Source organism: Bacillus sp. EU52, from assembly GCF_037964975.1.
GTDB classification, from domain to species: Bacteria; Bacillota; Bacilli; order Bacillales; family Bacillaceae; genus Bacillus; species Bacillus subtilis.
On the sequence record NZ_CP150177.1, the window covers coordinates 3,700,866 to 3,723,240 of the forward strand.

Genomic DNA, 22,375 nt, shown 5'->3' on the forward strand with positions numbered 1-22,375 from the left:
TCGATGGAAGAATGTTAAACAATCGAGCTGAACAATCAGTTTTGGGATAAAGTGGTGAAATTCTCATTTCTTCGACGCCAGCTTTCATCTCCCAGTCGCCGACTCATATCCCCCTAAAAATGAAAAACCCCGAGTCTTGTTTCGGCTCGGGATTTTCCATGTCCTATTTCTGTATCACCAGTTTACTCAATGTTTACGAAAAATATCTCAAATACTTTAAAAGTTCACAGAAAATTCATAAATTAATTGTTTTCCGGAAGCAGGCTCGTTTTTAACTCATCTGAGGAACGGTCCCATAGGCCCTGATCATGCTTTTTCAGAAATTCGCCTAGTACACGCTTCGAGCTGTCGTCCATTTTATCAACGATGATTTTCCGTTTCATGGATTTATCCATCAAATTCACATGCTCAGGCAGCGACTTGTAGCCTCTTCTGATGCTTCTGTCGACCGTCATTTCACAGGCTGTCACACCAGCGTAATAAGGCCCCTCTTCTTTTCTGTCAATCGTTACCCACACAAGCCAGTATGGTTTTCCGTTCGGCACTTCTTCTTTATTCGGGAGAAATTTAATTCCTTTTTCAACGGTGCTGCGGGCATGCATGGCGCCGATGTCTACGAACGCTTCTTTTTCTTCTACATCAACGAATACGGGAGAAATGTTATCAAGGCTGAGTGCCCCTACGCCAAAACCGCCGTGTCCGTCTGTCGGATCACTTTTGATAATATTAAACCCGATTGATTTTTTCTTTTTTTCTTCCATGAAGTTCTACCTCCTACAAAAGCGGTTGAAATATCGCTGAAAACAGCTTTAAAATCGAATCTCTTCCTGCATTGAGCATCGGCCACAGCACGTAAGATCCTAGCGGTGTCACAAACAGCACCAAAAATACGATAAAGCCGTAGCTCTCCGCCTGCGTCATTTTGGCACGCACGCCCGGCGGAACGAGATCTTCTATAATTCGATAGCCATCGAGCGGAGGAAGCGGCAGCAGATTAAATAAAAACAAGACAAGATTCAGCTGTATCCAAATAGAAAAAAACTGATCCAGCCCCGTGCTGAACGCCGCAAGCATTTCCATTCCGTACGCATGCATCAACACTAACAAAAAGAAACCAATAAACGCAAGAATCAGGTTACTGACGGGCCCGGCTATAGATACGAGCACACCGGCAAGCCGAGGCTTCTTAAAGAAGCGTCGATTCACGGGAATGGGGCGCGCCCACCCGAAGCCGGCCACCAAAATCAAAATGGTTCCGAACGGATCAAGGTGTTTAATGGGATTCAGCGTCAGTCTTCCTTGTTTTTTCGCCGTATCGTCACCGAATTTGTATGCGACATAAGCGTGGGCAAGCTCGTGCATCGTAAACGACACAATTAGCGTGATGACGAGGTATGGCATTAAAGATAACGGATAATATAAAAAACGGTCCAAGTGAGATATCCCTCTTTCTCAAAATGCAAGAATTTACTTTATTCAGTATACTATAAGAAGCCTCTTTTTCTAAAGAGAGGAAACGAGATAAAGGAGGATTCAGCACCCATGCCATACGTAACTGTCAAAATGCTCGAAGGCCGTACAGACGAGCAAAAACGCAATCTTGTCGAGAAAGTAACAGAAGCCGTAAAGGAAACAACCGGTGCTTCTGAAGAAAAAATTGTTGTCTTTATAGAAGAAATGAGAAAAGACCATTATGCCGTCGCAGGCAAACGCCTGAGCGATATGGAATAATCTCTATAAAGCCGGCGCTTCGCGCATCGGCTTTTATTATCCCTATTGAGCCAGCTTCGCAATAATCGCCAAGAACGTCTCTTTCTCTTCGGCTGTTAAACGTTCAAACATGCCGTCAATCAGCTGCTGGCGGTTTTCGATCATTTGTTCAGCCGCTCCCCGGCCCGATTCAGAAAGCGTAATCCATACAGTGCGGCGGTCATTGTTATTTCTGGATCTCTCAATAAACCCTTCCTGCTCTAAATGATTCAGAGCTGTGGTCGTGGCAGAGGGAGACAGTGTGACCTCCTTCAAAATATCCTTTATGGTGCAGCTCCCATGTCTGTATATGATCCGCAGAATAAACCCTCTTACATTATTCACGTGTTTCGGAACGGTGGCTTCATCTAATTGCTTCGTGCTTTTCAAATATTTTGTAAGTGCGTGATCCAGCAAATTTGCTTCCAGTTTGTCATGGTCCATGTCAATTTCCCCATTTCGAGATGCATTCATAACATACGAACGATATGATTTACTTATTATTTTACTGATTCCGAATAGGGAAAGTCAAAAAAGCAAAATGTGAATTCACAGCTTTTATCCTACATGCCTCGATTTTCCACCTGTTTGACAAGTTTATCTTTAAAAGTTTGGAAAGGAACGTGTTCACTCTGCTGATGTCCGAATTGGCGGACGTTTACCGCATTCTCCTGCTCCTCATGATCTCCAAGCACCAGCACGTACGGGATTTTCTGCACCTGCGATTCTCTGATTTTATAGCCGAGCTTCTCATTGCGCTCATCAATGCCGGCTCTTATCCCCGCCTGCTTCAGCTCCGCCTGCACCTTTCTGCAATAGTCTAAGTGAACGTGCGAAACCGGTATGATTTGAACCTGGACCGGTGCGAGCCAGACTGGGAAAGCCCCGCCGTAATGCTCGATCAAAATACCGAAGAAACGGTCGATCGAGCCGAAAACCGCTCTGTGGATGACAACGGGACGAACCTTCTCATTGAGTTCGTTGATATATGTTAAATCAAATTTTTCCGGCATTTGAAAATCAAGCTGAATTGTCGCACATTGGTGGCTCCGTTTCAGGGCATCTTTTATGTGGAAATCAATTTTCGGCCCGTAAAACGCCCCATCACCTTCATTGATCTCATAAGAGAGGCCAAGCTCCTCAAGGACGCGTGCTAAGGCACGTTCCGACGCTTCCCAAAGGCTGTCATCGCCTAATGAATCCTCCGGGCGAGTCGAAAGCTCAACTGAATACTCGAAACCAAATGTCCGATATACCTCATCAATCAGCCGAATCGCTTCTTTGATCTCACTCTCAATCTGATCCTCCCGAACGAAAATATGGGCGTCATCCTGACAGAACGTCCGAACGCGAAGCATTCCGTTTAAAGCGCCGCTGTATTCATGGCGGTGCACCTGTCCGAATTCCGCCATGCGAATTGGCAGATCCCGATAAGAATACAGGCTGTTTTTAAAAATGAGCATGTGGCCGGGGCAATTCATCGGCTTCATTGCGAATCTTGTATCATCCACTTCTGAAAAGTACATATTGTCGCGATAATGGTCCCAATGGCCTGACTGCTCCCATAACCGCTGATTCATCATAAACGGCGTACGCACCTCATCGTAGCCGGCATTTGTTTGCAGCTCACGCGAGAAGCGCTCCAGCTCATTGCGGACAATCTGCCCTTTCGGCAAATAAAACGGCATCCCCGGCGCTTCTTCAGAAAACATAAACAGCCCTAACTGTTTGCCGAGCTTGCGATGGTCTCGTTTTGCCGCTTCTTCCAGCATATGCAGGTGCGCATCCAAATCTTTTTTCTTTTGAAACGCAACCCCGTACACCCGCTGCAGGACTTCATTTTTGCTGTCTCCGCGCCAATAAGCGCCTGATACTCTTGTCAGTTTGAACGCCTTGATCATCCCTGTAGAAGGAAGATGCGGCCCGCGGCACAGGTCAACGAATTCCCCTTGCTGGTACAATGTGATATCCTCCCCGCGCGGAATATCCTTTAAAATCTCAAGCTTGAGCCGCTCGTCTTTTTGTGCAAACACCTCTTCAGCCTCTTCGTAAGAAACCTCTATACGTTTGATTTCAAGGTTCTCATTTATTATGTTTTTCATTTCTTTTTCGATGGCCTCTAAGTCTCCTGATGCCAAGCTTTTCCCCAGCTTCATGTCATAGTAGAAGCCGTCTAAAATCACAGGCCCTACCCCCAATGACACTTCGCCGTACAGCCGTTTTACTGCTTGGGCCAGCACGTGCGCTGTTGTGTGGCGAAGCACCTGCAAGCCTTCTTGTGAATCGAGTGTGACAATCGAAAGCTCAGCATCTTCCTCCAGCTTAAAGCTGAGATCAACAAGCTTGCCGTTGACCTGACCTGCGGCAGCCTTCTTTTGCAGACTGGAACTGATAGAACCAGCCGCTTCTTTGATTGTGATGCCTTTCGGATATTCCTGGTTCTGTCCGTCCGGAAGCTGAATGTGCACATGTTTACTCATTTTAGAACACTCCTTATTCATTGTTGTATATAAAAAAACACACCCGTCCCGCAGATAGGGACGAGTGTGTGATTAACCCGTGGTTCCACCCAAGTTCCCGACAAATACGATATTGTCGGCTCGGTGCTGTAACGCAGCATAGACGGCATTGGTTACTTCAGTTCCCCAATGCTGCTCCAAGGCGGTAAATGATATTCCTAAGCTGGGAAGCTCTCACCTTTCCTTCCCTCTCTGAAAACCGTAACTATCATTCATGTCCTTTTCATCGCATGTATTCAATTCATAAAAAAACACACCCGTCCCGCAGATAGGGACGAGTGTGTGATTAACCCGTGGTTCCACCCAAGTTCCCGACAAATACTATGTTGTCGGCTCGGTGCTATAACGCAGCATAAACGGCATTGGATACTTCAGTTCCCCAATGCTGCTCCAAGGCGGTAAATGATATTCCTAAGCTGGGAAGCTCTCACCTTTCCTTCCCTCTCTGAAAACCGTAACTATCATTCGTGTCCTTTTCAACGCATTTATGTAGTTCATATAAAAAAACACACCCATCCCTCTAAAAGGGACGAATGTGTTGATCATCCGTGGTTCCACCCAAATTCCCGATCAATTACACATGGTGATCGGCTTAAAGATGCTGTAACGCAGCATGACGGTATCAGATACTTGTTTTCCCCGATACGGCTCAAAGGCGGTAAGCTGCTTTCCCTGCGTTAGGAAGATCTCAGCTGTCCTTCCCTCTCTGGAAACCGTAAAAAGCATCTCGTGTCCTTATCAGTGCCTGTTGTTTCAATAATTTTTTATATCTTACTATATATTCCCACAAAGCGCAATCAGTGATTTACATTTTTTTCTGACGCAGCAGTTCCGTTATGGGCAGCCAGAAACAGCCATACAAGCAATGCAGCGAGGCTGTATGCCGCCCCCATCATCAAAAATGTAAACCCGGCACCGGCATACCAAGTGGCGGACAGATGAATGATCACCCCGGTTATCGCTACGCCGACCAAGGCTCCGATTTGCCGGTTTGCATTTAACGCCGCACCGGCGATATTCGCATGTCTTTGCCCGGCAGCCTGCATGATCACAGTTGTCATGGCAGGAACTGTAATACCGGTACAGAGGTTCATAACAGACATCAACACCGCCAGCTGCCAATAAGGAAAATCCGGAGAAATCAGCACAAACAACAGCAATGCAATGATACAGCTGACCGCCATTGATACAAACATAAGCTGACCGGCTTCAAACCGATTCGCCAGACGGGCAAACAGCAGATTGCCGATCACGAAGACCGCCATCATCGGCAGCAGCTCCACTCCAGCCATAAAGGAACTTGCCCCTCCTGCTTCCTGCAAAAAAAGGCTGAGCATAAACATGCCGCCAAAAAGGGCGAAATTCAGCAAAAACCCGATAAATTGGGCAGCTGAGAAGCGGCCGTTTTTGTATAAGGACGCCGGCAGGATGGGTGCTTTTGCAGAAATTTCCCGCAGCAAAAACAGCACAAATGCCAAAATCGCTGCAGTAAATGCTACAAGAATCACTGGCGAGCGCCAGCCCGCTGAAGGCCCCTGTATCAAAGCATAGGAAAGAAACCCGAGAGCCATCATGCCAAGCAGATGCCCGGTGATGTTCACGCGGCCGTTTTTTCCCGGGACGCGGCTTAGGATTCGGTAAGCTGAAATGAGCGCAGCAGCCCCTATTGGCACATTGATCAGAAAAATACTCTGCCAGCCCGCCAACTGTACCAGCACTCCCCCGATAAAGGGCCCAAGGCCTGAAGCGGCGGAAACAAGCGCGGCCCACAGTCCAAACATTCTCGCCCGCGCCCGCTCATCAGGGTAAGAGGCAGCCAAAAGGCTGAGTGAGCTTGGCATAAACAATGCTGCCCCAATTCCCTGTATGAGACGTCCGGCAATCAGCATCTGCCCATTTATAGATGCAGCGCATAGACAGGAGGCCAGAACAAAAACGGCTAGACCCAAGATATAGATCGTCTTCGAGCCGAAACGGTCAGCCAAGGCTCCGCCCGCCAGCAGAAGCGACGCAAAAGTAAGAATGTACCCGTCCACAACCCACGTTACACCTGAAAGTGACATTGAAAGAGTGTTTTTCATATCAGTCATCGCCACATTTACAACGGTCACATCAAGAGTTGCCATGAGGAAACCAAGTGCGAGCACGATCAGCACGGATATGCCTGTTGATGATGTTGATTCTTGTATAGACCCGCTATTTTTCATTACAATTGCCCTTTCACTTGCTTGATTACCCAATCATCTATTTTTTCAAGATCATACAATTCCCCGACTCTGTCCATAACATGCTGCAAGGATTCTTCTCTCATAAGATTGGACCATTTATCCTCGATTTCCCCCATGACTGTCTCCAGCACACAGTGACTTTCACCCTCAAATACAGATTGCAGCAGGCCTTTCCCCTGATACATCGAACCTCTGCCTTCGACCGCTTGATAAACATCATAAAGCGTAATGTCAGCCAAAGGCTTCGTCAGGGTAAAACCGCCCTTCGTCCCTGGCAAGGATTCTGCCAAACCTGCTTGAACCAATGTTCTCATCAGCTTCTTCAAGTAAGACGGAGACACGCGCAATCGCTGGCTTATAGCCTCTGACGTCAAGGCTGCCTGTACCGGCAGCCGTGACAGTAAAAGCAGCACAGAAACCGCCTGCTCCATTCCTGATTTCATTTTCATCCTATTCACTCCTGATTCATTATGGATAACTATTATCCATAATGAATCTCTTAGCAGCTTTTGTCAATAAAAAAAGCAAAAGAAACGATTCATTTCTTTTGCTTGGTATGGTTAACAAATCTGCTTCAGTTCCTCTATGTATTGAAGCGCTTCGTCATATTCTTCATTTGTATATTTTTGCTTACTTTTGATGGTAAAGACTTTTTCTTTCTTTTCCTCATCCTCAAGCCCGTCAAAGTAAAGGATCGTGGAAACCAGCTCTAAAAACCGTGAAGAACGGCTGTTTACACTGTCGATATAGCCTTTCATATCCGGCATGTCCAGATCAGCATGGTCTAAAAATGCGGAGCCTGTCTCAGTCAGCGAATACCGGTATTGAAAGTAGCCGCCCTTTTTTTCCTTCACCTCATGCAGAAATCCAAGGTTGCACAGCTCTTCAATCTGGAGCGTCAGTTCCTCTGAATATGGTCCGTAAAAGTGAAAATCATATTTCTCATAGAAAGGAAACTGCATTTTCTTGGCGATATAAATCATTTTCTGCAGCTTCTTTCGCCCGATGATTTCTCCAGAATCCGAGAACACCTTCATCAGTTTTGCATGTTCTTTCAACAAATTCCCGACATCTCCTTTTTCCTTCTTTCCAATTTCTATGTCAGTCCCAGCAGCTGCCGGATTTTCATTTTCGCTTCCGGATGTTTAGAGCCGTCACAAATCAAGTCCTTTGGATAGTACAGCTTGTGGTCCGTCCGCCGTTTACCTGAGATGGATTCCACAATAGCCGACTGTCTGGACAGCTCTTTAATTTGGCCGTTTTGCGTCAAGAGATGGATCGGCAGACGCTCCTCTTCCTCTCCCGGTCGGTAAAAATCGTATGGCAGATCTGATGAAGAATCAACGACCAAATAATAGCTCGGATCGATCCCCGCCTCTTTGAACAATGAAGTCAGCTCAAAATAAGCCGACATTTCTTCATTCGGATTGAATTCAACGTATTGGAAAAGCTGGCGGTTAATGAATCTGCGGCACAAGTCGGATAAAATCGCGTCTTCTTCATCCTCCCAGGCCTGGAAGTAATACAAAATAATAGATTCATCCAGCTTTACATAATCCTCCAGTGTCAATTTCCCTTCAAAAATAGAATAGAAATGAACCGGAGCGTGAGTGAAGACATAGCCTTCATCGTGCAGCTGCTTCGCCCTGTGAAGAATCTTCGTTAAAATGACCTCTGCACTTCTGGTCACAGGATGGAAGTAGACCTGCCAGTACATTTGGTAACGGCTCATGATATAGTCTTCGACAGCGTGCATTCCGCTTTCTTTAATGACGATCTGATCCTCGCGCGGCCGCATCACCCGAAGAATCCGCTCCATATCAAAATGGCCGTAGCTGACGCCCGTATAATATGCGTCGCGCTGGAGGTAATCCATGCGGTCTGCGTCAATCTGACTCGAAATCAGGCTGACCACTTGCTTGTTTTTATATGTTTTGGCAATGACTTCAGCAACATCCTGAGGGAAACCCGGGCTCACCTTTCTGAGCACCTGATTAACCTCCGTGTCTCCCAAAATGATACCTCTCGTAAAATCCTCGTGGTCAAGGTGAAAGACCTTTTCAAATGAATGCGAGAACGGCCCGTGCCCGAGGTCATGAAGCAGTGCCGCGGCCAAACAGAGTTCACGCTCACTGTCATCCCATTCAGGGCGGCCTTTAAAGACGTCATCAACCATTCTTCTGACAATTTCATAGACACCGAGAGAATGGTTGAACCGGCTGTGCTCAGCCCCATGGAACGTCAAATAGGTCGTGCCGAGCTGCTTAATTCTGCGGAGACGCTGAAATTCACGGGTTCCGATTAAATCCCATATCAGCTTGTCCCGAACATGAACATAGCGGTGCACCGGATCTTTAAACACTTTTTCTTCTGATAATTTTCCATTTGGATACGCCATCGTCATTCCCTCTTTTTTTTAGCCGTGTTTCTATTATATCGACTCTATTCTTTGAAAACATCCTTGAATTTGCCCGGCGATTTGTTCCATCTTCATGAAAAACACATCTTGTGAAGCAAAAAAGCCTGACCTGAGGGCCGAGGCTAAGAAAAAATATGTTTTTACTTTTTTATTTTCTTTTTTACTTTGTCAATCAGCTCATCCTCTGTCGGAGCTGACAGCGGGCGATTGTTCACAAAAGCAAATGATTTTTTCCGTCCGGGCCCGCAATAAGATTGGCATCCTACCTCAACCTTTGCGTCCGGGTCCACTTCTTTCAAACGCGGCAGCAATGTTTTGATATTAGTGGCTTGGCAATCATCACACACTCGAAATTCATTAGCCATGACGTACGCTTCCCTTCATTTCTATGTTCATCTATGTGAATAACCTAAAATCACGTTTCAAAAAAAATCACATCACTCTTCATTTTACAAGGATTCGACTGTTCCTGCAAGCCGCTCCATCCTTCGTATCTCCTATTCTTTCAGCCAATTTGTATAAATATTTTCCAACCTGGACATTCTAATACCATGAAAAGAAAAATGGGAGTTGAGATAAATGACAAAACAGCGACAAGACGCTTGGTCAGAGGAAAACGATCTGCTTTTAGCCGAAACAGTGCTTCGGCATGTGAGGGAGGGCAGCACTCAGCTGAACGCCTTTGAAGAAGTCGGCGATAAATTAAACCGGACATCCGCAGCCTGCGGATTCAGATGGAACGCAGTGGTCCGCCATCAATATGAAAAAGCGCTCCAGCTTGCGAAGAAACAACGAAAACAGCGGATGAGAGCGCTCGGAAACGGGCAGCCCGCGAAAAAAAGATTATTATATCAGCCTCCTGCCGTTGATCCTGAAATTATTCAAGAAACCGCTGCAGAAGAGCCGGTTAAAACGGAAACACCTTCTGTCGAAAATGAGCAACCTTTAATGTCTGGCGAACATATGCCTTTTGTTGATGAAAGCTTTAAGGAAGAGTTAGCTAGTCTATCACACTTATTGTCTCCTCAAACGCCTGCAGCTACGCCTGAGATGACGATGAATGATGTGATCCGCTTCCTGCAGAATTACGAAGGCAATCACGAGCAATCATCAGCATTAAAAATGGAAAACGAGCGTTTAAAGAAAGAAAATCAGGAATTGCAAAACAAAACAGAGCAGCTAGAGGCAGAAGTTCAAAAGCTTGAAAAAGACCAAAAAACGATCCAAGAAGATTATGAAACCTTGGTGAAAATTATGAACAGAGCCAGAAAGCTAGTTTTATTTGAAGAAGATGAACATGCCTCTCCGTCCTTCAAAATGGACCGGAACGGCAATTTAGAAAAATTAGCGGAATGACATAGAAAAATCCCAAAACGGGCAGCTGTTTTGGGATTTTCGCCATGGACAAAATCCTCTTTTCTATTGAGAAAAGAGAATTTCCTCATTTTGCAGCCGGATCAGCTATTCTTGTAAAATGAGGCCAAGCTTATGTGAATCTATTAAGACATGTGAGCTGCCTCGGCCGTTTTTTGTTTCCGAGGCGCAGCAGAAATGACCAAAAGCCCCAGCATCATAAGCGCAATGCCCAGCCACGAGGAAGGCGAAAGCATTTCCCCTATGAAAAACACGCCAAGCAATGAAGCCGTCAGCGGTTCCGCTAAAGACAGCGTGACCGCCGCCGAGGCCGGAACCCCGGTAAGCCCTTTCGCAAACAAAAAGTATGCGGCACATGTTGCAATTAACCCGATGTAAAGGCTTGTTCCCAGTCCTCTAGGGGTCCATATCCACGAGATATCTGACTGCCGTAATAGCGGCGTCAGCAAGATGGCGCTGATCATGAATACAACGGCGGAGGTCGCTCGCGGAGGCTGGGTTTTCATCATCGCTTTACTGATGAGCGTATAGCCTGCAAAAGAAGCACCCGCTCCAAGCGCCATAAGAACACCAGCCACATCAATCCGAACATTGGAACTGTCGGAAAACAGAAGCCAGCAACCCGCTAAAGCCAGCACAGTCGCAATCCACCAAGAGTTTCGCGGGCGTTTCTTCAATACGGCCCATTCGAGGGTCCCAGCAATGATAGGCGCACTGCCGATGGCAATCACAGTTCCCACTGCAATTCCCGTTTCTTTAACCGCTGTGAAAAACAGCGGCTGGTAACACGCCATACAAACAGCGGCTAAAAATACGAGCGGCCATGCCCAATTTTTCACGTGAAGCTCCCGGCTGACCCAAACCGCAAGCAGCATGGCGCTTCCTCCTATTAATAACCTGAACGCCCCAAATGCCAGCGGTGTGGCGCTTTCTGGAGCCAATGCCTGAACGGTTCCCGTGGTCCCCCAGAAAAAAGCCGCAATCAATACAAAAAGGCTGTAAATATTCCCTTTCATCTGCCTCTCCCCTTTAATATGGATGCTGATGTCATTTTATCGTTTTTCTTTTTGCCGTGGTTATCTGTATGTAAGAAGGATTTATCTGAAAATAAGATTATTGGGGTAAAATGCCGCTTGTCATAAAAAATGCATGCCGGCATATACAGCCGGCATGCGAAGAACGTTCACCCAAATACCTTTGCATTCCGCTCAGCCATCCGGACGAGGTTTTTCTCAAATTCCATTTCCTCATCAATGGACAGTCCGGCAGAGTAAAGATGAGTGCTTAACGCTTTTAATTCCGTCAATAAAGCGAACATTAAGTCTTGTACGGAGATGTCTTTTTGCAGAAGCTCACTTAAGGACGCCATCGTTTCCGGACGTATTTCCGGATAGACGCCTTTTTTATCGTTTTGTTTGTCTTTCAGCGCCGCTTGATAGAATCGTCTGATCAAGTCGGCCCTTTCACTGCCGCTTTTATCCGCACAGAGATAAATTTGAACAGCGACTCCGCCGCGAACGCGTCTCTGAGAGATGCCGGCGAACTTTTTGCCATTTATACTGAGGTCATAGCTGCCGGGACAATAAGATCCTTCAATTTCATAGGCTTCGATCTTTGCGTTGTACGGTCTCAGCATTCGTCTCATCAGCTCGACCATCGCTTCATATCCTTTGTCTATATCGATGCCTTTCTTTTCGTCCTCGAATATGAGAGAGATATTTAAAACACCGTCATCCAATACGACGGCAAGACCGCCGGAATTGCGTACGATCACACGGTATCCTTCGCTCTCCAGCAAGGAGATACCATCCTGCAAAAACGGGAGGCGTGTATCCTGTATTCCAAGGACAATTGTATCGTGGTGCACCCATGAACGCGCTGTCGCCGGCGACACGCCTTTTCCGACGGACATGCACAGCGTATCATCCATTGCGAAGGATTGCTTCGCATCAAATAAAGGGCCGAGACTGGATTGGTCAATGACTCTCCATTTCGGCTGCATCAGTAAATCAATCGGTTGGTTTGCCATCTATGTAAAACCCTTTCATGTTAGGCTTATTGAACGAAAACTATTATATCATTTCAGCAGCTGTGATTGATAATTGCTTTTCAGCATCGCAAGAAAAATTTCTTTATTTTTTGTATTCTCCATGAGAGGAGAATGAATGTAAGACAGCTTGCGCTTTAACGAGAAATCTTTAATATGCAGAATTGAAATTTCGCGGTGGATCAAATCCTTATGCAGCACGCTTCTGGATAGAACCGAAAGTCCCATGCCGTTGATCACCGCTTCCTTTACACCTTGATTGCTGCTGATGGTGAACATTGATTTCGGCCGAAGTCCATTTGAACTGAGTACATGATCAAGATATTCTCTCGTCCCGGAGCCTTTCTCTCTTGTCACCCACGCTTCGTTCTGCAAATCGCTGATCGAAATCTCTTTCCGCCCGGCGAGCGGATGCTGATTTGGAGCGGCAATGCACATTTCATCTTCCATGAACGGTTCAATTTCCAGCTCATTCTCGTTTGTATGTCCTTCAATCAGCCCGATATCAGCCTGAAGCATCCGCACACGCTCGCTGACCTCCTCTGTATTGCCAATCATGACATCTAGATTCAGCTCTGGATACAGCTTTTGCAGCTGGGCCAATAGCGGCGGAAGAATATACTCACCGATTGTAAAGCTTGCAGCTATTTTCAATTCACCCTTCACATAGTGATGATGCGCATAGATTTCAGCCTTGGCTTGTTCGTAGAGAAACACCATTTGCTTTGCTCTTTGATATAAAATGTCTCCTGTCGGCGTTGTCGTAAAGTGTTTTGGCGACCTGTTCAGAAGAGCGGTTTGAAATTCTTTCTCAAGATTTTTGATATGCAGACTGACGCTGGGCTGGGAGATCATCAGCTTTTCTGCCGCTTTTGTGAAGTTTTTTTCTTCTACCACCGCTATAAACGTTTTCAGCACGTCGTAATACAAAAACCCCACCCCTGTCATTAATGAAATATATGGTTATGATTAGTTTTCTTTATTGTACTCATATCATCCGTCTTGGTAAAGAAGGCTATACGGAAGCGCAAAAAAGGCAGCCCTCGGTCGAGAGCTGCCATCGTCTTCATTTTTATTACAGTGCTTGCGCCGCTGTAATTAATGCGAGATTGTAAACATCTTCAGCGTTACATCCTCTTGAAAGGTCGTTTACAGGCATATTTAAACCTTGCAGGATTGGTCCTACCGCTTCAAAGTTGCCCAAACGCTGAGCGATTTTATAGCCGATGTTTCCTGCTTCAAGGCTTGGGAATACGAATACGTTAGCGTCCCCTTTGATCTCGGAATCCGGCGCTTTTTTCTCAGCTACAGATGGAACAAATGCAGCATCAAATTGGAATTCGCCGTCAAGTGTCAGTTCAGGCGCTTTTTCTTTCGCGATTTTCACTGCATCCGCTACTTTTTCTGTTTCATCAGATTTTGCTGAGCCTTTTGTAGAGAAGCTGAGCATTGCCACGCGAGGCTCAATGTCGAACATTTTTGCCGTATTGGCACTTTCGATCGCAATCTCGGCAAGGTCTTGGCTGTCAGGTGCAATGTTGATCGCGCAATCTGCGAATACGTATTGCTCTTCTCCGCGAGCCATGATGAACACGCCTGAAGTCTTTTTCACGCCTTCTTTTGTTTTGATGATTTGAAGAGCCGGGCGGACAGTGTCAGCTGTCGAGTGAGCAGCTCCGCTTACGAGTCCGTCTGCAAGGCCTTTATACACCAGCATTGTACCGAAGTAGTTCTCGTCTAATAATGCTTTACGAGCCTGTTCTTCTGTCGCTTTGCCTTTGCGGCGTTCTACAAATGCTTGTACAAGGTCTTCCATGCCTTCATATGTATGAGGATCATAAATCTTAACGCCGTCCAGCGTAAGGTTCAATTCTTTTGCTTTTGCTTGGATCTCATTTTCATTGCCGATCACAATCGGATTCAGCACTTTGTTTCCTGCAAGCTTGCTGACCGCTTCTAAAATACGCTCGTCTAAGCCTTCAGGAAATACAATTTTAACGTCTTTTCCAGCTACTTTTTCTTGCACTGTTGAAAATAAATCTGCCACAATAAAACCTCCTCAAAAAGTTACAAAAACGCTTTCTTTTACTAGCATACTCTTCTTCCAATCAAATTCAAACAGCCAACTTCCATTATAGCGCTTTCATAAAAAAATCTTATTTTTCTAACTAATTTAAGTGACTCAATCTTCCCTTATAGGTTCTTCTATTTTGATGGAGTTATACGGAAGGGATGTTCAAGGTTTCTCCACAGTAGAATCGGATAAACTATGGTATAGTGAAGGCAATCATGAAAAGATAATGGGAGTGAAGATAAATGAGTGAACAGCAAATGACGAATGAAGCGGCAAAAACGCTTGACGGCTGGTACGCGCTTCATGATTTCCGCACAATGGATTGGGCTTCCTGGAAGCTTCTGTCCAGTGATGAGCGCCAATCTATCATACATGAATTCACCGGGTTGCTTGAAAAATGGGGCGCAGCCCAAAAAGAAGGAAAAGGATCGCAAACTCTTTACAGCATCGTCGGCCAAAAAGCTGATTTTATGCTGATGATCCTTCGTCCTACAATGGAAGAATTAAATCAAATTGAGCTTGAATTCAACAAATCAAGACTTGCTGAGTTCACCATTCCGGCATACTCCTACGTATCAGTGGTAGAGCTGAGCAACTACTTGGCAAGCGGTGACGGCGATCCTTATGAAAATCCGCATGTGCGCGCTCGCCTTTACCCTGAACTGCCGGAATCAAAATATGTATGCTTCTATCCAATGGATAAAAGAAGATCCGGCAATGACAACTGGTATATGCTTTCAATGGAGGAACGCAGAAACTTGATGAGAAGCCACGGTTTAATCGGCCGCAGCTATGCGGGCAAAGTCAAACAGATCATCACCGGCTCTGTCGGCTTTGACGATTACGAGTGGGGCGTTACATTATTCAGCGATGATGTCCTTCAATTCAAGAAGTTAGTGTATGAAATGCGTTTTGACGAAGTCAGCGCTCGCTATGGCGAATTTGGTTCATTCTTTGTCGGCAATCACCTTTCGCTTGATACACTTCCTCAATTCCTATATGTATAATATCCCCCTCCCGCCCATCCGGCGGGAGTTTTTCAATCCTCCTTTATCAGAATTTAAATAAAATTTGCTATTTTCTTCGTTTTTTCTTACGATGTAGATAATAATCCAATTTTTTCAAAGGGGTGTAGTTATTTGTCAAAACGAACCGCATTTGTTATGGGAGCCAGTCAAGGGATCGGGAAAGCAATCGCTCTGAAATTAGCAGACCAGCATTTTTCCCTCGTCATTAATTCGCGAAGTTTGGATAATATTGAATCTGTCAAAGAAGACATTTTGACCAAGCATCCTGATGCAAGCGTCATTGCCCTTGCGGGGGATATGTCTGACAGGCATACGAGAGCGGGCATTTTTCAGGAAATCGAATCTCAATGCGGACGGCTTGATGTTCTGATTAATAATATCCCGGGCGGCGCGCCTGATACATTTGATAACTGCAATATAGACGATATGACGGCCACGTTCACTCAAAAGACCGTTGCCTATATTGACGCTATCAAGCGTGCTTCCTCACTGATGAAACAAAACGAGTTTGGCAGAATCATCAACATTGTCGGAAATCTATGGAAAGAACCCGGCGCCAACATGTTCACAAACAGTATGATGAATGCCGCTTTAATTAACGCCAGTAAAAATATTTCCATCCAGCTTGCTCCTCACAACATTACTGTCAACTGTCTGAATCCTGGTTTTATCGCTACAGACCGTTATCATCAATTTGTGGAAAATGTGATGAAAAAGAACAGCATATCCAAACAGAAAGCAGAGGAACAGATTGCTTCCGGGATTCCGATGAAACGGGTCGGATCAGCCGAAGAAACCGCAGCGCTCGCCGCGTTTCTTGCCTCTGAGGAAGCCTCCTACATCACGGGACAGCAAATTTCCGCTGACGGCGGCAGCATGAAAAGCATATAAAAACATCCCGCTTTTTAGCGGGATGTTTCTTGTAATGACCCGAACGGCAGGTTCAGCTTTTGAATCCGCGTGACAAATTCCCGCAGATCCTCCTGCTTCGACACCATTGAGATTCTGACATGCCTTTTTCCGTTGCTTCCAAAAATTTCGCCCGGTGTGACTACGACATGGGCATGCTCCAGCAAGTAATCGGAAAATTGGTGAGATGTCTCAAACGTATTCGGAATTTCAGCCCATACGTAAAAGGTTCCTTTTGGCTTTTCCATCTTCCAGCCCAGTTCCTTTTCGCAAAGCGCCGTAAAAAAGTCAATTCGTTCCTTATAAATTCGTTTCAACGATTCCGTATGCTCCGGATCTCCAGAAAGCGCCGCACTCGCTGCCTGCTGCAGCCCGCCGAACATGCCGACAAATACATGATCCTGAAATTCATTGACGGCCTGAATGATCCTTTCGTTCCCAACCGCAAACGCCATTCTCCAGCCGGCCATGTTAAATGTTTTTGAAAATGAATAAAGCTCTGCTCCGACAATTTTGGCATCCTCTGCCTCAAGAAAACTGGCCGGTTTTTGATCGAATTCAAACGCTCCGTATGCAAAATCATGAATCAAATGGATGTTATGCTCTTTCGCAAAAGCAGCAGCTCTTGCATAAAAAGCCGCATCAGCCACAGCTCCAGTGGGATTGTTCGGATAGTTTAAAAACATAAGCTTCGCTTTTTCCAGCACGGCTGGATCAATCTTTTCAAAATCCGGCAGATAGCCATTTTCTTCATACAGCGGCATTTCGTAAAGCTCAGCTCGCGCCATCGTAATCCCTGATAAATATTCAGGATAGCCTGGATTCGGGACTAAAGCGATGTCTCCCGGATTGAGCAGGCATTGTGTCAGCACATACAATCCGGCTTTCCCGCCTCCGAAAAGCGCGACTTCCGTTTCAGGATTGATTGTCACTCCGTATTCCCTTTTATAGAACGCGGCGATCGCTTCCTTTAAAAAAGGATAGCCCCTGAAAGGGCCGTATCCATGAAACGAAGGATTCAGAGAAGCCTCCCGCAAAGCCTCCACAATATGCGGCGGAGTGGGAAGGTCAGGGTTCCCCTGTCCGAGATTAATGATATGGGCTCCCGTTTTTTCCATTTCCTTTACCTTTTGAAAAACGAGAGAAAACTCCTGCCTTGGAAGTGTCTTGATGACATCGGACGGTGTTATTTCCATCTAAAAGACTCCTTTTTGCTCCGTTTTGTTATCCCGTTCCAAAAACGATTTGTTGACGAGCTTCGTATGCAGAAACAAACCGCATACGATCACGACAATCAGCCCCATAATGACCGGAGCGCTTAGGATGTTAATGAACATTGAACCAATAGAAATGCATAATCCGATAGACGCTTCGGCCACTGAAAAAATGCGCCCTTGAATCTGGTTTGCCGCATTTTCCTGAACCTTCACTTTTGCAAGCACTTCACCGTATTCCATCGCGATGAAAAAGAGGATCGCCGCGATGACAGAAACAGCGAAAATCGGCGTGAATAAAAACAGCGCCAGCGAGACAATGGATAAAACGGTAAAGTACGTCAGGCCTCTATTGTTGTTAAAGCCCCATTTGCCGACAAGCGCCGCTCCGATAAAGCCGCCGAAGCCGATGCAGAACGTGAGAATAAAGTTGCCGATTTCCCCGTCACCCAGAAAGCGGCTGACAATCGGAAAATAGCTGTACACGACTCCCCACAGCAAAGCCATTGTAATCATCGTAAACATGGCGTTTAATACGAATGCATTGGTTTTGATTTCCTTGAGTCCTTCCTTAAAAGACTGAAAGGCCTCTTTTATGTTTTCAGATTGAATCGGCACAAATTGCAGCTTGATACGGCTGATAAAAAATGCCGAAACCAGGTATGTCACACCGTTAAAGGCAACAGCCAGCTCTACAGATCCGCCTAACAGAAAGAGCCCTCCGGCAGCCGCCCCGACGATAATGGAGATGGTTGTCGCTTTTGCAAATAACGTGTTGATGCTTTTAATATCTGATTCCAAGGACGACATGACAGCGAGACGGGCGGGATTAAAAAACACGCCGCTTCCATAAGAAATAAACAGCAGGGCCAGAAAAATCAGCGGATACTCGCCTTTTGGAAGAAATGTGAGCCCCAAAAAGATGATGCCTCTGATGATATCCGTCCACAGCATGATCTTAATTCTGTCTAACCGGTCGACCAGAACACCCAAAAACGGCTGAAACACCATCGGAATGCTTCTGACCACGATGACCCCGGACGTCACCCAATAATCGTGATAATATGTAGACAAAATGAGCAGGGCAGGGAGAACACAATAGTCTCCCATGAACGATAGCGCCTGCCCGTAAAGCAAGTATTTAGAGTTGGGTTTCAGCTGTTTCATACTGGCAGCACATACTTTGCCGTCAGCTTCGCATGCTGCTGAATTTGTCTGATTGATTCAGCCACATCCTGTGAATTACTGCCTTTCAGTTCAAATGCAGCAATGGAATTGAAAGCTTCAAACAATGTCAAATCAACTGAAGTGCCTGGTGCTGCGGCCGAAAAAGAAACGATTTCAGTATCCCCTTTTAAAAGCCCGTCCGGAATATCGATCGCTTCAATGACCAAATCCTCAGCGGTTTCTGGAATCTGGCCATTTTGTTTGAAATGCTGCGGGTACAAATGGCAGTCGGCGACATAGTAAGGCTCTTGATCCAATAATCCGTCCGGCAGATCGGCATCTTTTCCGAAACAGAGGACATCTAATAATAATTGCGCCATATCAAGGCCGAATACCTTTTTAATGTTAGGGATCATATTCCAGCCGGCAAATCTGGCTGCCGATTCAATTAAACCCGGTTCTCTGTTTTTCATTAGCTTGATCTCTGTATGTGTTGCGCAATTTTGCAGGCCAAGACCTTCATTTGCCTTTTTGGCAGCTTCGACAATTTTCTTTTTTGCCTCTTCATCCAGAATGGACGGCGTAATGTGGGATGTCTCTGTAAACCCGATTTGCGGCGTTTTATCATGAATGGCGATCGGGAAATACTCACCGTCAGCCATGATGCCTTCTATACTGATATAGTCGGAGTACCCTTCTGTTTGATACCAGTCTCCGTACTCACCCTGTAAAAATTCTTCAGCGATAAACGGCGCTTCAAACGTAACCGCCTTTGGCACGTTAATTGATTTCAGATAGTCATTGACTCTGTTAAATTCATCTTCTGCCGTCTCAGTGTCCGTAATCAGCGTTACACCGATTGAACTCGCTAAGTATGTAGGCTTTAAGATAAGAGGTGTGCCGATCTCTTCAAGAGCAGCACGGAAATCTTCAAGAGTTGTGACTCGTTTGTTTTTGATCGATTTGACTCCGGCCTTATTAAAAGCGTCCCTCATTTTATTTTTATCTCTGGCATTTTCGGCTGCCTGCACGCCGGCACCTCTCAGGCCCAGACGTTCACAGGCTTTCGCCATCGGAGCAATGAATAATTCATTGTTTGTTGTGATGGCATCCGCCCCAAACATTTCGGCAACCTTGACGATTTGCTCGACGACCTCTTCCTCAGGCTTGTCATGATCCTCATGCGCCCAATAAATGGAATCAGGATGCTCAAAATCAGCTAAACTCTTAAAATAGTCTTTATCTTTTATGACCGCGACCGAGTATTTTTCAATCAATGCTGCATGGGAGGCTGTAATTGCAAAAGGTCTTGGAATAAAGCTGACCAGGTTATATTTTTCAGCAGCGCTTTTATAAAACATGTGCGGCGGGCAGCCTCCAAGATCAGCGATGACCAATACTGTTTTTCTCTCCATATGTAAAACACTCCTTCTCTATTGTGCGGTGTATCCTCCGTCTGCGGTGATGGCGCTTCCGGTCATATAGCTTGATAAATCCGAGGCTAAAAACAGCATCACGTTTGCGATTTCTTCAGGTTTCCCAAGCCTCAGCAGCGGATTTACCTTCGCCTTTTCTTTTTTGATCTCTTCAAGTGTGCCTTCATTATTTTCAAGGAATGATTTTTCATTCAGCGGTGTGTCGATGATCCCTGGGCATACGCAGTTCACGCGAATTTGATGCTTCGCATAATCAACAGCCATTGATTTAGTCAGCTGCAAAACCCCGCCTTTGCTGGCGTTATAGGCAGGAATATCAGGCCATGCCACGAGTCCGCCGACAGAGCACGTATTAATGATGTTGCCCTTGCCGGCGGCCAGCATATGCTTGAGTGCATGTTTGCTCATTAAAAACGTGCCGGTCAAATTGACTTGCAGCACCTTGTTCCAATCTCTGAGCTCCATCTCGTGAATAGGCGCCACGATTTCGATGCCTGCATTATTAATCAAGACATCGAGCCCGCCAAATGTATGAACCGCCGATTCAACTGCGTGCTGGCAGGCAGCTTCGTCTGTGATGTCCGTTTGCACAAAGTGCAGCCTGTCATTATTTTCTTTTCGTACCATTGCTTCTCCCTGCGCTTCGTCAATATCCGCCACAACCACATTGGTCTGCTGGCCCAAAAAAGCCTGAACCGCAGCATAACCAATGCCTGATGCGCCTCCTGTTATGAGGACAGTTTTATCGGTGAGGTTCATGATCATTCATCCGCCTTCATTTTTTTTGCTTTTGCTCTGTTGTAGCGCGGCGGGAAGAAGATATTAATCGATTTTGATTCTTTTTCCGAACGGTTGATGGCACCGTGATCTTCACGAGGTTCACAGAAATAGGCTGTGCCGAATTTCATCTCGACTGTGCAGCCTTCGACCGTCATGTCATAGCCGCCGCCGATGCAGATGCCGATTTGTTCATTCCGATGTTTATGGAAAGGCATTTCTCCGCCATTTCCAGGGATTTTGGCAAGCATAATTTCTACCCAATCCTCAACAAAGAACGTGACTTCCATGCCCGGCAACAGGTCTCTTGTTTTGAAAATATCCAAAAAGTAGTCCTCAGGACTTGTATATGTTTCATCAGCTTTCAGCCGCTTGATATCAATAGCAATCACTTCTTGGTCTGTGTCGTTTCTTGCCCCGTGAGGCACATGCGGCGGCGCGATATAGGCAGATTCCAAGGCTGTCATTTTTCTTGTCACATCTCCGACAGTCATCATCAGCTCGCCAGAAACGACCATGCCGATTTGGACCTCCTTATGCTGATGGGGTTCAACATTGGTATGCGGCGGGACGTAAGACATTAATACTTCAGTATCCCCTCGTACGGTTGAATACTGCCTCACTCCGTTTTCCCATTCAATTAATTTCGGGGTCGGGAAATAAAGCTCCTGCATATCTTCTTTAGTTTTCATCATCAACGTCTCCTTTTCCAAATAATGACCAGCTCATTGGAATGCTTTTGAATGTTTTTACAAAGGTTAGCCCGTACTTTTGCCGTGCAAGCTCATTGGTTAAGGCAATGTCATACAAACCTTCTTTTACTTTTCTTGCGGCTTGACTGGTTGAATTGACTAGTTTGAAACGAACATCTTTGCGGGTAAAATATTTTATTAAATTAATAGGTGAAGGATGTGAAACAATAACAGATGTATCAAGCATATCGTCTCTGAATTCAAAATCAGGACGAACAGCCAGGCCGTACATCGGTGTATCGCACCTGAAGATCTGCAATAGCTGCAAATCCGGCCTCATGTAGAAATGCTTAATGCCATCGTAAGCATGTGGGACGATGGTATATTCCAGCGGGCTTTGGAGCGTCCTTTCGATGCATGATTCAAAAGTATCATGCAAGGACAATTTACTGTTCAGCCCTTGTAGAAGAGTAAAATTGGAAATGAAATGCTTTGCTGCGTACTCACTGCTTGTCCCCTCAGGGCCGAGCGTGTTGACTGTAATGAGTTTGGATAGTGAATCAGTTCTTTTTTTTGTCTGAATGCTATTATCCAATATAATCATGAGCACCAACCAATCTTTTAAAATTTTAAGTAAATTTTATCCAGCGGAAATTGAACTGTCAATGTTTTTTGAAAATATTGATAATTATTCCCATACAAACAAAAAAACCCTTTAAAAAGGGTTTTTAATTATAGGAAT

At 45.6% G+C, this 22,375-nt stretch carries 23 protein-coding genes and 3 other annotated features; of the genes, 4 read left to right on the forward strand and 19 right to left on the reverse strand.

Annotated features, from left to right (window positions below; genetic code table 11):
• Nucleotides 1–242: 242 nt before the first annotated feature.
• Together NSU05_RS19030 and NSU05_RS19035 are read right to left on the reverse strand one after the other, a co-directional pair.
• Entirely contained in the window at nt 243–761 is a 519-nt protein-coding gene (locus NSU05_RS19030; protein ID WP_003244446.1) for a YwhD family protein, read from the reverse strand.
• A 13-nt stretch (nt 762–774) separates the two neighbouring features.
• Complete coding sequence (locus NSU05_RS19035) at nt 775–1,434, reverse strand: site-2 protease family protein (protein WP_003243167.1); 660 nt, start codon at nt 1,432–1,434, stop codon at nt 775–777.
• 108 nt (nt 1,435–1,542) lie between these two features.
• Here NSU05_RS19035 and NSU05_RS19040 point away from each other — a divergent pair, with 108 nt between their 5' ends.
• The gene (locus tag NSU05_RS19040) at nt 1,543–1,731 is read left to right on the forward strand and encodes a 2-hydroxymuconate tautomerase (RefSeq protein WP_003222038.1); all 189 of its coding nucleotides are present in this window, start codon (nt 1,543–1,545) and stop codon (nt 1,729–1,731) included.
• A gap of 42 nt (nt 1,732–1,773) precedes the next feature.
• On the opposite strand, the gene NSU05_RS19045 is transcribed toward NSU05_RS19040, so the two are convergent.
• The 7 genes from NSU05_RS19045 to NSU05_RS19075 all read right to left on the reverse strand — a co-directional run bounded on the left by NSU05_RS19045 (nt 1,774) and on the right by NSU05_RS19075 (nt 9,280).
• Nucleotides 1,774–2,193: a MarR family transcriptional regulator gene (locus NSU05_RS19045; protein ID WP_003227535.1), complete on the reverse strand. Its 420-nt coding sequence runs from the start codon at nt 2,191–2,193 to the stop codon at nt 1,774–1,776.
• 119 nt (nt 2,194–2,312) lie between these two features.
• Entirely contained in the window at nt 2,313–4,229 is a 1,917-nt protein-coding gene (gene thrS, locus NSU05_RS19050) for a threonine--tRNA ligase (RefSeq protein WP_038429800.1), read from the reverse strand.
• 53 nt (nt 4,230–4,282) lie between these two features.
• Nucleotides 4,283–4,504 (reverse strand) — a binding site (T-box leader).
• Nucleotides 4,505–4,535: 31 nt separating this feature from the next.
• Nucleotides 4,536–4,757 (reverse strand) — a binding site (T-box leader).
• 33 nt (nt 4,758–4,790) lie between these two features.
• Nucleotides 4,791–5,019, reverse strand: a binding site (T-box leader).
• Nucleotides 5,020–5,065: 46 nt separating this feature from the next.
• Nucleotides 5,066–6,475 (reverse strand): MFS transporter, encoded by a 1,410-nt coding sequence (locus tag NSU05_RS19055; RefSeq protein WP_038429801.1) that lies wholly within the window; start codon nt 6,473–6,475, stop codon nt 5,066–5,068.
• Entirely contained in the window at nt 6,475–6,945 is a 471-nt protein-coding gene (locus NSU05_RS19060) for an Rrf2 family transcriptional regulator (protein ID WP_038429802.1), read from the reverse strand. The genes NSU05_RS19055 and NSU05_RS19060 overlap by 1 nt, the downstream gene beginning before the upstream one ends.
• Nucleotides 6,946–7,056: 111 nt before the next feature.
• Entirely contained in the window at nt 7,057–7,557 is a 501-nt protein-coding gene (locus NSU05_RS19065; protein WP_003227524.1) for a YwgA family protein, read from the reverse strand.
• A gap of 35 nt (nt 7,558–7,592) precedes the next feature.
• Entirely contained in the window at nt 7,593–8,894 is a 1,302-nt protein-coding gene (locus tag NSU05_RS19070; RefSeq protein ID WP_015250978.1) for an HD domain-containing protein, read from the reverse strand.
• A gap of 161 nt (nt 8,895–9,055) precedes the next feature.
• Entirely contained in the window at nt 9,056–9,280 is a 225-nt protein-coding gene (locus NSU05_RS19075) for a DUF1450 domain-containing protein (protein ID WP_003222050.1), read from the reverse strand.
• Nucleotides 9,281–9,494: 214 nt separating this feature from the next.
• On the opposite strand from NSU05_RS19075, the gene rsfA reads away from it, so the two are divergent.
• Entirely contained in the window at nt 9,495–10,271 is a 777-nt protein-coding gene (gene rsfA / locus NSU05_RS19080; protein WP_038429803.1) for a prespore-specific transcription regulator RsfA, read from the forward strand.
• 143 nt (nt 10,272–10,414) lie between these two features.
• Here rsfA and NSU05_RS19085 read toward each other — a convergent pair whose 3' ends face one another.
• From NSU05_RS19085 to pta, 4 genes are all read right to left on the reverse strand, one after another.
• Nucleotides 10,415–11,305: a carboxylate/amino acid/amine transporter gene (locus NSU05_RS19085; RefSeq protein ID WP_038429804.1), complete on the reverse strand. Its 891-nt coding sequence runs from the start codon at nt 11,303–11,305 to the stop codon at nt 10,415–10,417.
• Nucleotides 11,306–11,472: 167 nt separating this feature from the next.
• Nucleotides 11,473–12,318 (reverse strand): octanoyl-[GcvH]:protein N-octanoyltransferase, encoded by an 846-nt coding sequence (ywfL, locus tag NSU05_RS19090; RefSeq protein WP_003227511.1) that lies wholly within the window; start codon nt 12,316–12,318, stop codon nt 11,473–11,475.
• Between the two features lie 48 nt (nt 12,319–12,366).
• Complete coding sequence (gene cysL, locus NSU05_RS19095; protein WP_038429805.1) at nt 12,367–13,266, reverse strand: cysJI operon transcriptional regulator CysL; 900 nt, start codon at nt 13,264–13,266, stop codon at nt 12,367–12,369.
• A 145-nt stretch (nt 13,267–13,411) separates the two neighbouring features.
• Nucleotides 13,412–14,383 carry a phosphate acetyltransferase gene (gene pta / locus NSU05_RS19100; RefSeq protein ID WP_003235941.1) on the reverse strand — a complete coding sequence of 324 codons (972 nt, stop codon included), beginning with the start codon at nt 14,381–14,383 and terminating at the stop codon, nt 13,412–13,414.
• A 269-nt stretch (nt 14,384–14,652) separates the two neighbouring features.
• Here pta and hemQ point away from each other — a divergent pair, with 269 nt between their 5' ends.
• Together hemQ and bacG are read left to right on the forward strand one after the other, a co-directional pair.
• The gene (hemQ, locus tag NSU05_RS19105) at nt 14,653–15,417 is read left to right on the forward strand and encodes a hydrogen peroxide-dependent heme synthase (protein ID WP_038429806.1); all 765 of its coding nucleotides are present in this window, start codon (nt 14,653–14,655) and stop codon (nt 15,415–15,417) included.
• A 132-nt stretch (nt 15,418–15,549) separates the two neighbouring features.
• Entirely contained in the window at nt 15,550–16,329 is a 780-nt protein-coding gene (gene bacG, locus NSU05_RS19110; protein ID WP_038429807.1) for an NADPH-dependent reductase BacG, read from the forward strand.
• Between the two features lie 14 nt (nt 16,330–16,343).
• Here bacG and bacF read toward each other — a convergent pair whose 3' ends face one another.
• The 6 genes from bacF to bacA are packed head-to-tail and all read right to left on the reverse strand — an operon-like array spanning nt 16,344 to nt 22,237.
• Nucleotides 16,344–17,543, reverse strand: coding sequence for a transaminase BacF (gene bacF, locus NSU05_RS19115; protein WP_014481235.1), 1,200 nt, complete (start codon nt 17,541–17,543; stop codon nt 16,344–16,346).
• A complete protein-coding gene (gene bacE / locus NSU05_RS19120) occupies nt 17,544–18,728 on the reverse strand; it encodes a bacilysin exporter BacE (RefSeq protein WP_019712823.1) in 1,185 nt (394 codons plus the stop codon).
• Entirely contained in the window at nt 18,725–20,143 is a 1,419-nt protein-coding gene (gene bacD / locus NSU05_RS19125; protein WP_038429808.1) for an alanine--anticapsin ligase, read from the reverse strand. Before bacD ends, bacE begins: the two co-directional genes overlap by 4 nt.
• Nucleotides 20,144–20,161: 18 nt before the next feature.
• Nucleotides 20,162–20,923 (reverse strand): dihydroanticapsin 7-dehydrogenase, encoded by a 762-nt coding sequence (gene bacC / locus NSU05_RS19130; protein ID WP_038430056.1) that lies wholly within the window; start codon nt 20,921–20,923, stop codon nt 20,162–20,164.
• A gap of 2 nt (nt 20,924–20,925) precedes the next feature.
• On the reverse strand, nt 20,926–21,633 hold the full coding sequence (gene bacB, locus NSU05_RS19135) for a 3-((4R)-4-hydroxycyclohexa-1,5-dien-1-yl)-2-oxopropanoate isomerase (protein ID WP_003244300.1): 708 nt from the start codon (nt 21,631–21,633) through the stop codon (nt 20,926–20,928).
• Nucleotides 21,623–22,237 (reverse strand): prephenate decarboxylase, encoded by a 615-nt coding sequence (gene bacA, locus NSU05_RS19140; RefSeq protein ID WP_009968341.1) that lies wholly within the window; start codon nt 22,235–22,237, stop codon nt 21,623–21,625. The genes bacB and bacA overlap by 11 nt, the downstream gene beginning before the upstream one ends.
• Between the last annotated feature and the right edge of the window lie 138 nt (nt 22,238–22,375).